This window comes from Kocuria sp. UCD-OTCP (genome assembly GCF_000349605.1).
GTDB classification, from domain to species: Bacteria; Actinomycetota; Actinomycetes; order Actinomycetales; family Micrococcaceae; genus Kocuria; species Kocuria rosea.
Genome location: NZ_KB714683.1, coordinates 32,484 through 46,849, shown reverse-complemented (window position 1 = coordinate 46,849; position 14,366 = coordinate 32,484). Strand labels below are relative to the sequence as shown.

The 14,366-nt window shown below is 73.1% G+C and carries 14 protein-coding genes; 8 read left to right on the top strand and 6 right to left on the bottom strand.

The annotated features are described in order from the left end of the window. Positions 1–23: 23 nt before the first annotated feature. Positions 24–950, top strand: coding sequence for a DUF5996 family protein (locus H488_RS33875; protein ID WP_017834688.1), 927 nt, complete (start codon positions 24–26; stop codon positions 948–950). A gap of 7 nt (positions 951–957) precedes the next feature. On the opposite strand, the gene H488_RS33870 is transcribed toward H488_RS33875, so the two are convergent. Continuing rightward, on the bottom strand, positions 958–1,395 hold the full coding sequence (locus H488_RS33870) for a GNAT family acetyltransferase (RefSeq protein ID WP_017834687.1): 438 nt from the start codon (positions 1,393–1,395) through the stop codon (positions 958–960). A gap of 130 nt (positions 1,396–1,525) precedes the next feature. On the opposite strand from H488_RS33870, the gene H488_RS33865 reads away from it, so the two are divergent. Then, on the top strand, positions 1,526–2,140 hold the full coding sequence (locus H488_RS33865) for a hypothetical protein (RefSeq protein WP_017834686.1): 615 nt from the start codon (positions 1,526–1,528) through the stop codon (positions 2,138–2,140). Continuing rightward, positions 2,137–3,735 (top strand): GMC family oxidoreductase, encoded by a 1,599-nt coding sequence (locus H488_RS33860; RefSeq protein ID WP_017834685.1) that lies wholly within the window; start codon positions 2,137–2,139, stop codon positions 3,733–3,735. The genes H488_RS33865 and H488_RS33860 overlap by 4 nt, the downstream gene beginning before the upstream one ends. Before the next feature lie 21 nt (positions 3,736–3,756). Here H488_RS33860 and H488_RS33855 read toward each other — a convergent pair whose 3' ends face one another. Further along, positions 3,757–4,554 carry an IclR family transcriptional regulator gene (locus H488_RS33855; protein ID WP_017834684.1) on the bottom strand — a complete coding sequence of 266 codons (798 nt, stop codon included), beginning with the start codon at positions 4,552–4,554 and terminating at the stop codon, positions 3,757–3,759. Positions 4,555–4,636: 82 nt separating this feature from the next. Beyond that, positions 4,637–4,957 carry a putative quinol monooxygenase gene (locus tag H488_RS33850; RefSeq protein ID WP_017834683.1) on the bottom strand — a complete coding sequence of 107 codons (321 nt, stop codon included), beginning with the start codon at positions 4,955–4,957 and terminating at the stop codon, positions 4,637–4,639. A 136-nt stretch (positions 4,958–5,093) separates the two neighbouring features. Here H488_RS33850 and H488_RS33845 point away from each other — a divergent pair, with 136 nt between their 5' ends. The 3 genes from H488_RS33845 to H488_RS33835 are packed head-to-tail and all read left to right on the top strand — an operon-like array spanning position 5,094 to position 8,358. Next, on the top strand, positions 5,094–5,477 hold the full coding sequence (locus tag H488_RS33845; protein WP_017834682.1) for a hypothetical protein: 384 nt from the start codon (positions 5,094–5,096) through the stop codon (positions 5,475–5,477). Positions 5,478–5,522: 45 nt separating this feature from the next. Continuing rightward, complete coding sequence (locus H488_RS33840; protein WP_017834681.1) at positions 5,523–6,233, top strand: FadR/GntR family transcriptional regulator; 711 nt, start codon at positions 5,523–5,525, stop codon at positions 6,231–6,233. A gap of 7 nt (positions 6,234–6,240) precedes the next feature. Next, positions 6,241–8,358, top strand: a complete 2,118-nt coding sequence (locus H488_RS33835; protein ID WP_017834680.1) for a bifunctional anthranilate synthase component I family protein/class IV aminotransferase — start codon at positions 6,241–6,243, stop codon at positions 8,356–8,358. Here the strand turns inward: H488_RS33835 and ligM are convergent. The 3 genes from ligM to H488_RS33820 are packed head-to-tail and all read right to left on the bottom strand — an operon-like array spanning position 8,355 to position 11,566. Then, positions 8,355–9,764, bottom strand: coding sequence for a vanillate/3-O-methylgallate O-demethylase (gene ligM, locus H488_RS33830; protein ID WP_017834679.1), 1,410 nt, complete (start codon positions 9,762–9,764; stop codon positions 8,355–8,357). The genes H488_RS33835 and ligM overlap by 4 nt on opposite strands. Positions 9,765–9,821: 57 nt before the next feature. After that, on the bottom strand, positions 9,822–10,676 hold the full coding sequence (gene purU, locus H488_RS33825) for a formyltetrahydrofolate deformylase (protein ID WP_035923823.1): 855 nt from the start codon (positions 10,674–10,676) through the stop codon (positions 9,822–9,824). A 17-nt stretch (positions 10,677–10,693) separates the two neighbouring features. Next, positions 10,694–11,566 carry a methylenetetrahydrofolate reductase gene (locus tag H488_RS33820; protein WP_017834677.1) on the bottom strand — a complete coding sequence of 291 codons (873 nt, stop codon included), beginning with the start codon at positions 11,564–11,566 and terminating at the stop codon, positions 10,694–10,696. A gap of 215 nt (positions 11,567–11,781) precedes the next feature. Here H488_RS33820 and H488_RS33815 point away from each other — a divergent pair, with 215 nt between their 5' ends. Continuing rightward, on the top strand, positions 11,782–12,915 hold the full coding sequence (locus tag H488_RS33815) for an L-talarate/galactarate dehydratase (RefSeq protein ID WP_017834676.1): 1,134 nt from the start codon (positions 11,782–11,784) through the stop codon (positions 12,913–12,915). A gap of 148 nt (positions 12,916–13,063) precedes the next feature. Next, positions 13,064–14,338: an ABC transporter substrate-binding protein gene (locus H488_RS33810; protein WP_043739617.1), complete on the top strand. Its 1,275-nt coding sequence runs from the start codon at positions 13,064–13,066 to the stop codon at positions 14,336–14,338. The last annotated feature ends 28 nt before the right edge of the window (positions 14,339–14,366 follow it).

Sequence of the window (14,366 nt, the reverse complement as noted above, 5' to 3'; positions counted from 1 at the left end):
ACACTGGGGCGCAGGAGGCCACCATGACCCACGTCGCGTTCCCCGAGATGCCCTACGAGTCCTGGCGGGACACCCTGGACACCCTCCACCGGTTCGCGCAGGTGGTCGGCAAGGTGCGGCTGGCGTCCGCGCCGCGGCGCAACCACTGGTGGAACGTGCCGTTCCACCTGACCGGCCGCGGCATCACCACCCGGCCGATGGGACGGGACCCGGTCTTCGCCGTCGACCTCGACCTCCTGGACCACCGCCTCGACGTGAGCACCGCCGCCGGGGCCCGGCACTCCTTCGCCCTGCCGGGGCTGTCCGTCGCCGAGTTCCACGCCCGGGTCCTGCACGCCCTGGAGGCGGTGGGGGTGGAGGTGACGATCGCCCGTCCCCACCCGTTCGACCTGCCCGACTCCGGGCGCCCGTTCGGCGCCGACACCGAGCACGCCGCCTACGACACCGCCGCCGTCACCCGCTACTGGCAGGTCCTCGGCCAGGTGAACCTGCTGCTGGAGGAGTTCGCGGCCGGCTGGTCCGGGAAGACCAGCCCCGTGCACCACTTCTGGCACACGTTCGACATCGCCGTGACCCGCTTCGCGGACCGCTTCGTGGATCCCCCGCCCGGCACGGACCCCGTCACCCGGGAGGCCTACTCCCGGGAGGTCATCAGCTCCGGGTTCTGGTTCGGGGACCCCACGTTCCCGGAACCGGCCTTCTACTCCTACACCGCCCCGGAGCCCGACGGGCTGGCCGGTGAGCCCCTGCGGCCGGCCGCCGCGTCCTGGCGCGAGCGCGGCGGCAGCCACCTCGCGGTCCTGCGCTACGACGACGTGCGGGCGCTGCCCGATCCGCACGGCGCCGTCCTGGAGTTCTGGGACAGCGCCTACCGGGCGGGGGCGCGCCGCAGCGCCTGGGACTTCGCCCGCCACGACTGCCCGCAGGGCGTCACCGACCCCCTGCGCTGAGCCGGGCTCAGCCGCTCTGCCGGGCCTGCCGCTCGGGGTCGAAGAACTTCCCGAGCACCACGGTGTCCTGGACGGCGTAGCCCATCCGCTCGTAGAACTCCCGGGTCCCCGTGTTCGTGCTGCGGACCATGAGCTGCATCTTCGGGATGCCGCGCCCGGCCACCCACCCCTCGGCGGCGACCATCAGCTCGCGGCCGAGCCCCTGGCCCCGGCGGGACGGGTGCACGGCCACGTAGTACACCCACCCCCGGTGGCCGTCGTGGCCCACCATGGCGGTGCCGGCGAGACGCCCCTCCTCGACGGCGGCCAGGACGGTGGAGGTCGGGCCGGCGAGCGCCCGGTCCAGGTCCGCCCGCGGGTCGTTCCAGGGGCGGGTCAGCCCCGCCTCCTCCCACAGGGACACGGCGTCCTCGTGCAGGTGCTCCGGCAGTCGTTCGACGATCACACGGCCTCCTTCGGTCGGCCCATGCTCTCACGGGCGCCGATTCTCGTCCTGCGATAACGGACCTGGCCCGCGGACGTGCGCTGGCTCACACTCTGAGACACACCCGTCACCGCCGACGAGGAGGAGACCCATGGTCTATCCCGCGAAGTACTCCGCTCTCAACGCCCTCGCCCTGACGGACGAGGCGAAGCGCACCCTCACCCGCGTCATCCGGGTGGCGTTCCCCCACCCCCGGATCCCCGACGGCCCGTACGAACGGATGGCGGAGAAGATCGCCGCCGAGGCCGAGGACTCCACGTGGTTCCGGATGGCCCTGACCCAGGGGCTGCTGACCCTGAACTCGCTCAGCGACGCACCGTTCGTGGAGCTGTCCGACGACGCCGCGCTGAAGGTGCTCAAGCGGATCGCCGACCTCGAGTTCTTCGGCTTCATCCGCCGCACCACCGTGCTGCACCTCTACGACGACCACGAGGTGTGGGAGGCCCTGGGCTACGAGGGCGAGTCCTTCTCGAAGGGCGGCTACCTGCACCGCGGCTTCGACGACCTCGACTGGCTGCCGGACCCGCGCGTCGAGGAGTCCGAGGAGGAGCTGGCCGAGTGCGGGCCCCTCGGCTACCCGGTGGCGACCGCGGCCCCCAAGGAGGGGTGGAACCTGGACCAGCAGGGCGCCTCCGAGACCACCGAGCAGCCCTTCAGCGACCTCTTCAAGGGGTCGGACGTCATCGAGCACGGGGAGACCGCATGACCACCACGCCCCAGGACCAGCAGCGCGCCGCACGGATCGAGCTCGACGACGACTCCGCCGTCGTCGTCATCGGCTCCGGAGCCGGCGGAGGCACCCTCGCCCACGAGCTCACGGAGAAGGGCGTCAAGGTGGTGCTCCTCGAGGCCGGGCCGCACCTGACCAGCGAGGACTGGGTCAACGACGAGTGGGAGGCCTTCCACCAGATGGCCTGGCTGGACCCGCGCACCACCACGGGGTCGTGGCGGATCGCCCGGGACTTCCCCAACCTCCCGGCGTGGATCGTCAAGGCCGTCGGCGGGACCACCACCCACTGGTCCGGGGCCACGCCCCGGTTCAAGGCCCACGAGTTCCGCACGCGCAGCGTCTACGGGCGCGTCGACGGCGCCAACCTCCTGGACTGGCCGATCGGCCTGGAGGACCTCGCCCCGTACTACGACCGGGCCGAGCAGAAGATCGGCAGCACCCACCGCCACGGCCGGCCGCCGCTGCCCGCGAACAACAACTACAAGGTGCTCGCCGCGGGCGCGCAGAAGCTCGGCTACCGGCACTACGCGACCGGCCCCTACGGAACCAACGCGGAGCCCTACGACGGGCGGCCGGCGTCCGTCCAGGACGGGTTCAACTTCCAGGGCGACAAGAACCGCTCGAAGTGGTCCACGCTCGTCTCGGAGATCCCCAAGGCCCTGCGCACCGGGAACCTCGACCTGCGTCCGGACTGCCACGCCGTGCAGATCACCCACACGGAGAAGGGCCTGGTCGACAGCGTGCTCTACGTCGACGGCGAGGGCCGGGTCCAGCGGCAGCGGGCACGGCTGGTGGCGGTGGCGTGCAACGCGATCGAGACGCCCCGGCTGCTCATGCTCTCCGGCTCCCCGCTGTTCCCGGACGGGCTCGCGAACTCCTCCGGGCAGCTGGGCCGCAACTACATGCGGCACACCACGGGCTCGATCTACGCGCAGTTCGACCGGCCGGTGCACATGTACCGGGGCGAGACGATGGCCGGGCTCGTGGCGGACGAGTCCCGGCACGACGTCGACCGCGGCTTCGCCGGGGGCTACTACATGGAGACGATCTCCCTGGGCCCCGCCTTCCTCGCCAGCTTCGTGGACCCCGGCTCCTGGGGGCCGGAGTTCACGGCCCTGCTGGACGGCTACGAGAACACCGCCGGGATGTGGGTGGTGGGCGAGGACATGCCGCAGGAGAGCAACCGGGTGACCCTCAACTCCTCCGTGACGGACCACCTGGGACTGCCCGTGCCCAACGTGCACTTCGACGACCACCCGAACGACGTGGCGATGCGCAACCACGGCTATCAGCAGGCGTCCCTGCTCTACGAGTCCGTGGGCGCGACCTCCGTGCACCACACGCCGCCCTACCCGTCGACGCACAACATGGGCACGGCCCGGATGAGCGAGCGCCCCGAGGACGGGGTGACCAACGCGTTCGGCCAGACCCACGACGTGCCGAACCTGTTCGTCGCGGACGGCTCCCTGTTCACGACCGGCGCGGCGGCGAACCCGACGCTGACGATCGTGGCCCTGGCCGCCCGGCAGGCGGACTACATCGCCGAGCAGCTGGCGGGACGCCACCTGTAGCCGCCGGACGTGGAGGGCTGCTCAGCCGGTCGCGGACCGGACCGGGCAGCCCTCCGCGGCGCGCAGGGCCCGTCCCACCCGGTCCGCGGCGTCCCGCAGGACCGGCGCGATCGCCCGGTGCCGCCGCTCGAAGTCGGTGGGCCGCAGGGATACGGCCACGGAGCCCAGGGTGCGCCCGGCGGAGTCGACCACCGGCGCGGCCAGGCACGAGGCGCCGGGCACGAACTCCTCGCGCTCCACGGCGACGCCCTCCGCGCGCACCCGCCCGAGCTCGCGCCCCAGCTCGTCCGGCGTGGTGAGCGTGCGGTCCGTCAGGGGGCGCATCCCGTGGCGGCCGAGGTAGTCCGCCACCTCGTCGTCGTCCATGCGGGAGAGCAGGATCTTGCCGAAGGCCGTGGCGTGCGCGCCGCCCGTGAAGCCGAAGTCCATGGGGTCGATGCGCGGCCGGCGCGGGGAGTCGACCACGTGCGCCACCACCACGGCGTCGCCGCGGTAGACCGCGAAGTACGCGGCGGCGTCGGCGCTCCCGTGCAGCTCCCGCACCGCGCGCTGCACGGTGGCCGGGGTCGCGACCTGCTGGCGCAGCGAGGCGTCGAGCGCGTGCAGCTTGTAGCCCAGGCCGTAGCGGCGCTGGTCCCGGAGGTGCACCACGTGCTCGGAGGCCACGAGCGTCTGCAGCAGCCGGTAGACCGAGGGCAGCGGCATCCCGAGCTCGGTGCTGATGTCCTTGGCCGTGGCGCCGCGGGGGTCCCGCGCGACCACGTCCAGGAGGGCGAAGGCTTTCTGGACGGAGGCCATGCCGGTGTCGCGTGCGGTCATGCCTCACATTGTGGCGTGCCGGGTTGCACATGCCAACAGCCCGGGAGCCTCGCTCCCGGGCCGGCGGCGCGCCGTCGGACGGTCAGCCGACCGTGATCTCCCCCATCCGGTTCCAGCCCGAGGCGGAGATCTGCTCGCTGATGATCTGCGGGGTCTCCACGAGCGCCTGGGGCGCCTCCGCCGTGAACTTCCTGAAGTGGTCGCTGTTCACGTGCGGGCCCGCGCCGTCGTCCGCGAAGGCCTCGACGAGCACGAACTCGTGCGGGTCCTCCACGCTGCGGGACCAGTCGAACCACAGGTTGCCCGGCTCCGCGCGGGTGGCCTCGGTGAACTCCTTCGAGAACTCGACCCAGCGGTCGGCCCACTCCGGCTTCACCTTGAACTTGACGACGATGAAGATCATCCCTGCTCCCCTCTCGCGGACGTCCCGGTTCACCCCGGGACTCTCGGTGCCAGTGTCGCGGCCCGTGGAAGGGCCCGCCAAGGGAGGTTATCGCGGACCGATAACGACGGCGCCCGGCGCACCGTACGGTGGACCCATGACCGATCTGCACCGCACCCCGCCGACCGCGCCGGACGCCGTGGACCTCGACGGGAGGACGTTCGTGGGCGTGTCCAACGCCGCCGACGGGGACGTCGGCTCCGACACGGTCTTCGACTACCACCAGGAGGACGACCTCGTGTGGGCCGAGTACGCGGGCGGCTCGGTGCGCCGGGGCTTCCTCGTCGGCACGCGCGCCGGGGACGGGCTGAGCTTCCGCTACTCGCACCTGGACCGTGCCGGGGAGACCGCCGGCGGGGCGTGCACGTCCCGCATCGAGGTGCTCGGGGACGGCAGGGTGCGCCTGCACGAGACCTGGGCCTGGGAGTCCAGGGCAGGCACGGGGCGCAGCGTGGTCGAGGAGGTCGGCCGCCGGCCCTGACGCCCCGGGCTGCGGGGGCCGCTCCCGGGGTGGGATCATGTCCCCATGAGCCGCAACCTCACCTCCACCCTCGTGGACGACCTCCGGGCGCGCATCGTGGACGGGCGCATCTCCCCCGGCGAGCGCCTGCCCAGCGAGAGCACCCTGATCGCGGAGCACGGGGTCAGCCGCACGGTGGTGCGCGAGGCCGTCGCCCGGCTGCAGGCGGAGGGACTCGTGCACACCCGGCGGGGCAGCGGAAGCTTCGTGCTGACCCCTCCGGCCGCGCCCGGCGGGACGAGCCGGCCGGTGCGGACCCTGCAGGACCGGCGCCGCCTGCTGGCCTTCCGCACCGGGGTCGAGTCCGAGGCCGCGGCGCTGGCGGCCACGGCGCGGGAGGAGCACCAGCTCGCCCGGATGGAGGACGCCCTGGCGCGGTCCGAGGAGGAGGTCGACAACCCGGCCGCGTCCCTGGAGAACGACTTCGAGTTCCACCGGACCGTGGCGGAGGCCAGCGGGAACCCGTACTACGTGGACGCCCTGACCGGCCTCGGGCCCGCCATGATCACCATGCCGCCGCGCCGGCTGGACGGCGCCCCCGGCGGCGGGCGCGCGGCCCGGGTCGCCGCCGAGCACCGGTCGGTCCTGGACGCGATCCGGGCCCGCGACCCGCTCGCCGCGTCGGCGGCGATGCGCGCGCACCTGGCGAACTCCCGGTGGCGGCTCGAGGCGGAGGCGGGCGACGGGCCGTCCGCGACCGCCCCGGGGAACGGCTGAGGCGGCCGTGACGACGCAGGAGGTCCTCACCGGGGTCCGCCTGTCCCCGGTGCAGATGCTGCGGGCCCTGCGGGACCAGCCCGGGCTGGTGGGGCTGTTCGGCGACTGGTCCGGCGGCGACACCGTGATCGGCGTGCGGCCGCTCCGGGTGCTGGGCGCCGGCGAGGACCCCTTCGCGGCCCTGGACGCCCGGGTCCCGCTGACGGACGCCCCGCTGCCGGACGCCCCGCTGCCGGGTGCCACCCCGGAGGGGGATCCCCCGCCGGACGACCCCCAGGAGGCGGCCTTCGGCGGCGGCTGGATCGGCTACCTCGGCTACCAGCTGGCCCGGCGCCTCGAGCGGCTCCCCACCGCCCCGCCGCGCCCCGCGCGGCTGCCGGACCACCACCTCGGGTACTACGACCACGTCCTGCGCCACCGCGCCGCGGACGGCGTCTGGGTGCTCGAGTGGCTGCCGGGCACGGACCCGGCCCGGGTGGCGGCCGCGCGGGAGCTCGCCCGCACGGCGCCGGACGCCCCGCACGCACCGGCGCCCTACCGGTGCGGGCCCTTCACGGCCGACGCCTCTGCCGCCGCGCACGCCGCCGCCGTGACCGCGGTGCTGGGCCACATCCGCGACGGCGACGTCTTCCAGACCAACGTCTGCCGCGGTCTCGAGGCCGGTTTCCGGGGCGACCCGCTGGACCTGTTCTGCGCCGGCCAGGAGGCCCTGGCCCCGCGCTTCGCCGCGTTCCTGCGCCTCCCGGAGGGGGCCGCGGTGGCGAGCCTGTCCCCGGAGCTGTTCCTGCGCCGCACCGGGCGCACGGTCCTGACGTCCCCGATCAAGGGCACCGCACCGGCCGCGAGCGACCCCGCGGCGCTGCACGGCTCGGCGAAGAACCGGGCGGAGAACGTCATGATCGTGGACCTGATGCGCAACGACCTCTCCCGGGCGTGCGTGCCCGGGTCGGTGCGCGCCCCGGCCACGCCCCGGGTCGAGCCGCACACCGGGGTCCACCACCTGGTGGCGGACGTGCACGGGCGGCTGCCCGCGGGGCTGGGGGACGGGGCGCTGCTGCGGGCCACGTTCCCCCCGGGGTCCTGCACGGGTGCGCCCAAGATCCGGGCCATGGAGATCGTCAACGCGCTCGAGCCCGCGGCCCGCGAGATCTACACGGGGGCGATCGGCCGCGCGGGCCCGGCCGGTCTGGTGCTCAACGTGGCGATCCGCACCTTCGAGTTCACCGGCGACCGGGTCCGGCTCGGGGTGGGCGGCGGGATCGTGGCCGACTCCGACCCCGCGGACGAGGCGCACGAGACGCTCGTGAAGGCGGTGCCCCTGCTCGACGCCGTCGGGGCCGTGCTGGACGAGGACCTCCGGCGGGACTGGGACGGGCACCGGCCCGCGACCGTGCTCGAGCTCCTCCCGGCCCTGCCGGTCCTCCCGCCGGCCCGGGAGGAGGGGGTGTTCACCACGCTGCTCGTGCGCGAGGGCGCGCCCGTGGACCTCGAGGCCCACCTCGCCCGGCTCGGCGCCAGCTGCCTCGCCTGCTGCGGTGCGGCCCTGCCCGCAGGCGTCCGCGGCGAGGTGCTGGACCGGGCCGCCGCGCTGCCCGGTCCGCACCGGCTGCGGATCACGGCCGTGCCCGCCCCGGGGGGCGCCGTGACCGTGACGGTCACGGCCACGGCCCTCCCCCCGGAGCCGGTGCCGCCGTGGCGGCTCGTCCCCGTCCGGCTGCCCGGCGGCCTCGGGGGGCACAAGTGGGCGGACCGCCGGGTGCTCGCCCACGAGCCGGTCCCCGGGCTGTGGTCGCGCAGCTGCGACCCGCTGCTCGTGGACGCGGACGGCATGCTCCTGGAGACGGGCCGGGCGAACGTCTTCGTCGTCGTCGACGGCGCCGTGCTCACCCCGCCCGCGGACGGACGGATCCTGCCCGGGGTGGTGCGCGCCCGCGTGCTGGCGGCGCTGCGCGCCGCCGGCACGGACGTCCGCGAGCGCCCGGTGGCGTGGGCGGAGCTCGCCCGCGCCACCGAGGTGTTCGTGACCAACTCGGTGGCGGGCGTGCACCCCGTCGGGGCGGTCGACGGCCTCGGGCGGTGGGAGCCCGGGCCCGTGCTGCGCGCCCTCGGACCGCTCCTCGGCTAGCCCTTCGCCGAGGCGGTCCGCCACCCGCCGTGGTAGTCCTTGCGGACCACCTCGGAGTAGGGCACGGGGCTGACCACGGCACGGACCTCGAGCTGCTCGTGCGGCTCCACGGTGGTCTTGCGGCTGCCGCCGTCCGGCTCGCCCCAGACGACCTTCAGCTCGGTGCCCTCGGGCACGTTCGGGTCGATGGTCGCCAGGGACAGGCCCTTGCGCTCGTTGTAGCTGTAGCCGGTGAACATGGACAGGCCCACCGTGCGGCCGTCGGCGTCGACCACCGCGTCGTAGTTGGACGAGCCGTAGTTGGCCAGGGGCAGGTCGAAGTACTTGTAGTCCGGGCCCTCGGTGTCGAACAGGGAGGCGAAGATCTTCGTCATGTCCTCGGCGTTCCAGGCCAGGGTCGCCTTCCGGCGCTGGGTCGAGGGGTCGACCTGCTCCAGGGCGTCGCGTCCGATGAAGTCGTGGTCGAACTTCACGAAGGACCCGTAGCCCAGCTCCCACGGCGTGAGGTAGTAGTCCTCGATGTTCTCGGAGACGAAGCTGCCGGCGAGCGCGTTGGTGGCCTCGTAGCTGTCCGCCCCGAGCCACCTCCGGTAGTCCGCCGTGCCCTCCCCGGTGTAGATCGCCGGCAGCGGGGACGGGATCCAGCCCGACTCGAGGGTGTTCGAGGGGTACGCCCGGGCGCCGACGGGCACGATGCCGAACTCGGCGCCGGCCTCCAGGATCGTGGCCCGCACCTGGTCGTAGGACTCGTAGGGGCCCCAGATCTCCAGGCCGGGGGCGCCGGCCATGCCGTGGCGCAGGGTGCGCACCCGGGCGCCGCCCACGCTCATGCGGTCCATGGTGAAGAACTTCAGCTGCTCGAGCGGCCCGCCGTTGAGCTTCTCGATGATCTGCCACGCGCTGGGGCCCTGGATCTGGAAGCGCCAGTACTTCCGGACCACGGGCTTGCCCATCGGGCGGGACGGGGAGCGGCGGTCGACCTCGATGTCGACGTCGTAGCCGCCGGTCTCGCCGTGGTAGAGCAGCCAGTTGGCGGCCGGGGCGCGGCCCACGTAGACGTACTCGTCCTCCTCCTGGTGGAACAGGATGCCGTCGCCGATGACGTGGCCGGCCGGGGTGGTGGGCACGTACTGCTTCGCCTTGTTCACGGGGAACGTCCTCGTGCTGTTGATCGCGGTGTCCGAGATCAGTCGCAGGGCGTCCTTGCCGCGGATGAACAGGTTGTCCATGTGGTGGGACTGGTCGTAGAGCACGGCGGTCTCCCGCCACGCCTTCTGCTCGCTGCGCCAGTTGTGGAACTCGGGCGCGACCACGGGGTAGACGTACGCGCCGATCTGCGAGTTGCGGAGCAGCTCGACGGTGCCGTTCGAGGCGTCGAGGACGTCCTGGAGAGTGCGGGGTGCCACGGTTGACTCCTTCTCTGCGGTGGTGTCCCGGCCGCGACGGCGCGGCCGGGGCGGGGGTCAGAACACGATGGTCTGGCGGTCGTGCCGGATGATGCGGTCCTGGCAGTGCCACAGCACGGCGCGGGAGAGCACCTGGCGCTCCACGTCCGCGCCGCGGCGGGCGAGCTCCTGCGCGGAGTCCCGGTGCGAGGCCCGGACCACGTCCTGCTCGATGATCGGGCCCTCGTCGAGGTCCTCGGTGACGTAGTGCGCGGTGGCGCCGATGATCTTCACGCCCCGCTCCTTGGCCTTGCGGTACGGCTCGGCCCCGATGAAGGCCGGCAGGAACGAGTGGTGGATGTTGATCACCGGCACCCCGACCTCGGTCAGGAACGTGGAGGACAGGATCTGCATGTAGCGGGCGAGGACCACGAGGTCGACGTTGCCCTGCAGCAGGCGCAGGTGCTCCGCCTCGGCCGCGGCCTTGTCCTGGGTGGGGACGTGGAAGAAGGGGATGCCGAAGCCGCGGACGTCCTCGGCCATGTCGGGGTGGTTGGAGACGACCATGGAGATCGTCATGGGCAGCTCGCCCCGGCGCTGGCGCCAGACGAGGTCGAGCAGGCAGTGGTCGGACTTCGAGGCGAAGATCGCCACGCGCCGCGGCACCGAGAGGTCCGTGAACCGCCACTCCAGCTCGAACCCGTCCGCGAGGGCCGCGCCGAGGTCCTGCTCGAGCGCCGGCCGCAGGGCCGGGTAGCCGGGCAGGTGGAAGACGGTGCGCTGGAAGAACGCCCCGCCCTCGGGGTCGTCCGAGTGCTGGTCGAGGGCCACGATGTTCGCCCCGTGCCGGGCGAGGACCTCGGTGACGACGGCGACGATCCCCGGCTGGTCCCGGCCGTGCACCACGAGGCTGGCGTGGTCCGGGCGGAGCATGGACGGGCGGGCCGCGCTCACGGGGTCCCCCCGTCCGTCCCGAACTCGCGGACCCACTCGGCCGTGGCCCGCAGCCCGCCGAAGGTGTAGAAGTGCAGCAGCACCTGCCCGTGGACGGCGGGGTCGAGGCCGGCGGCGAGGTCGCGCAGGAAGCGGTCCGGGCCCGCGGTGCCCAGCAGGTTGGTCAGGGAGAAGCCGTACTTCTGGACGATGCCCGCCGAGGTGCCCACGCCGAAGCGGCGCGCGTAGCCGAGCAGCCGCCGGACGCCCGCCGGCCCCGGCACCCCGATCCGCACCGGGGTGTCGACGCCGCGGCGGCGCACCTCGGCCAGCCACTCCAGGACCGGGTCCTTGTCGAAGCCGAACTGGGTGATGATCTCGGGCTCGAGGCCCTGCTCGCGGATCGCTGCGGTCTTGTCGGTCAGGGCGGACCAGAGGGCGGCGTCGTCGATGCCGGGGTGGCCCTCCGGGTAGCCGCTGACGCCCACCCCCCACACGCCGTGCCGTGGGAGCACCCCGGTGCGGATGACGGAGAGGGAGTCCGGGTAGGGGCCCTCGGGGGTCTCGGGGTCCCCGCCCACCACGAACACGTGCTCGGCGGCGCCGACCTCCGCGAGCGCCGCGAGGAACTCCTCGAGCTCGCCCTGGGAGCGCAGCCTCCGCGCCGAGAGGTGGGGCACGGGGACGAAGCCGTGCTCGCGCACCGCGCGGGCCGCGGCCACGCGCATGCCCAGGTCCTCGTTGCCGAGGAAGGTCACATTGATCCGGGTCCCCGCAGGGACCACGGCGGCGGCCTCCTCCAGGGCCGGCACGTCCTTGCCCGTCATCTCGAGGGAGAAGTCCCGGAGCAGCGCGGCGGCCGGTCCGGCGTGGGGCGGGTCGATCGGCATCGGTCCACATCCTTTCCGCGGCGCGTGCCCGGAGGGCGCGGCGCGGGCGTGGGGTTCACACGGTCTCGCCGCCAGTGTTGCAGGTCACAATAACTATGTACAGAGTGTTTCGGGGTCGGGCACCCCGGGGTGGCTCCCGGGATACTAGTCATACAAGTTATTTATTTGTACTATTCATTTTGACCGCCGACGCCGAGACCCTCGAGGATCCCGCCATGCCGTACACCCCGGACACCGTCCGCCACGTCCAGCTCTCCACCGCCACCCTGCCGCTGAGCACCCCGATCTCCGACGCCAAGGTCTTCACCGGCCGGCAGCGGCCGATGACCGAGGTCGTGTTCCTCTTCGCCGAGATCAGCACGGCGCAGGGGCACACCGGGATGGGCTTCAGCTACTCCAAGCGCGCCGGGGGCCCCGCCCAGTACGCCCACGCGAAGGAGGTGGCGGAGGGCCTGATCGGCGAGGACCCCAACGACATCGCCAGGGTGTACGACAAGCTGCTCTGGGCGGGCGCCTCCGTGGGCCGCTCCGGAGTGGCCACCCAGGCGCTGGCCGCGATCGACGTGGCCCTCTGGGACCTCAAGGCCAAGCGGGCCGGGCTGCCGCTGGCCAAGCTGCTGGGCGCCCACCGGGACTCCGTGCGGACCTACAACACCTCCGGCGGGTTCCTCAACGCCTCCCTGGACGAGGTCCGGGACCGCGCCACCCGCTCCCTCGAGGAGGGCATCGGCGGGATCAAGATCAAGGTGGGCCTGCCCGACTCCGCCGAGGACCTGCGCCGCGTGGCGGGCGTCCGCGAGCACATCGGCGCGGACGTGCCCCTGATGGTCGACGCCAACCAGCAGTGGGACCGCGCCACGGCCCTGCGCATGGGCCGCCGGCTGGAGGAGTTCGACCTCGTCTGGATCGAGGAGCCCCTGGACGCCTACGACGCCGAGGGCCACGCCCAGCTGGCCGCGGCCCTGGACACGCCGATCGCCACCGGCGAGATGCTCGCCTCCGTCGCGGAGCACGTCCGGCTCATCGACGCCCGGGCCTGCGACATCATCCAGCCCGACGCCCCGCGCGTGGGCGGCATCACCCAGTTCCTGCGCCTGGCCGCCCTGGCCGACCAGCGCGGACTGGGACTGGCCCCCCACTTCGCCATGGAGATCCACCTGCACCTGGCGGCAGCCTATCCGCGCGAGCCGTGGGTGGAGCACTTCGACTGGCTCGACCCCCTCTTCGAGGAGCGCCTGGAGACCCGGGACGGGCGCATGCTCGTCCCGGACCGCCCCGGGCTGGGCGTCACGCTCAGCGGCCAGGCCCGCGCCTGGACCACGGACAGCGTGGCCTTCGGCCGGTCGTAGGCACCGCGGCCGGCGCCCCCGGCGGGCGCCGGCGCGACACGGCCGACGAAATCCGAGCGAGCCCTTGACCCGTGAGGCAGGTCACAGCTACGCTCGGGAAAACGCTTTCCAGAAGGCGTTGCCTCGACCCATAGGAGACATGATCAGCATGAAGCGAACGGGAACCCTCGCGAAGGCCGCCACCGTCCTCAGCGTGTCGGCGCTGGCCCTGACCGGCTGCGGCGGCGCCGACGATGCGAACGCCGACGGCAACGTCGAGCTGCGCTTCGCCTGGTGGGGCTCGGACACCCGCCACCAGCAGACGCAGGAGATCATCGACGCCTTCGAGGAGCAGAACCCGGGGGTCACCATCGTGGGCGAGTACGGCGACTTCGGCGGCTACTGGGACAAGCTGGCCACGCAGACGGCCTCCAGCGACGCCCCGGACATCATCCAGATGGACGAGAAGTACCTGCGCGAGTACGCGGACAACGGCGCGCTGCTGGACCTCTCCGACGTGGACGTCGCCGAGCTCGACGAGGGCGTCGTGGACAGCGGCCGGACCGAGGAGGGCCTCTTCGGCGTGGCCACGGGCGTCAACGTGATGGCGATGATGGCGAACCCCACCATCTACGAGGAGGCCGGGGTCGAGCTGCCGGACGACTCCACGTGGACCTGGGACGACTTCTCCGAGGTCTCCCAGCAGATCGCCGAGAACACGGACGTCCACGGCACCAGCGGCCCGAACGAGCCGGCCGGCTTCCAGATCTGGCTGCGCCAGCAGGGCAAGGAGCTCACCACGCCCGAGGGGCAGCTCGGCTTCGAGGCGAGCGACGCCGCCGGCTACCTGGGCATGTGGCACCAGATGATGGAGGACGGCGCCCTACCCCCGGCCTCGGTGGTCACGGAGGACCAGGAGCCGGGCCCCGACCAGTCGCTCACCGGCACCAACGGCGCGGCCATGGGCATGTGGTGGACCAACCAGCTGAGCGCCCTCAACGCCGCGTCCGGCAACCAGCTCGTTCCGCTCCGCTTCCCGAGCACCGACGGCACCGAGGGCGGCGCGCAGCTCTTCCAGAAGTCGGCCATGTTCATGTCCGCCTCCGCCCGCACCGAGCACCCCGAGGAGGTCAAGGCGTTCATCGACTTCATGGTCAACAGCGAGGAGGCCGGCAAGATCAACCTCGCGGACCGCGGCCTGCCCGCCAACGAGACGGTGCGCGAGGCCGTGCTGCCCGAGCTCAGCGAGGCGGACACCGCGGCCGCGGAGTTCGTCGAGGAGATCCAGCCCGAGCTGGGCGAGGCGCTGCCGGTCCCGCCGCTGGGCTTCAGCACCCTGCAGGAGATCATCTACCGCTACGAGCTCGACGTGCTCTTCGAGCGCTCGACCCCCGAGGAGGCCGCCGAGCGCATGATGTCCGAGATGGAGTCGGCGATCAGCTGACCCCCCGCACACTCCGCGGGCGCCGGAC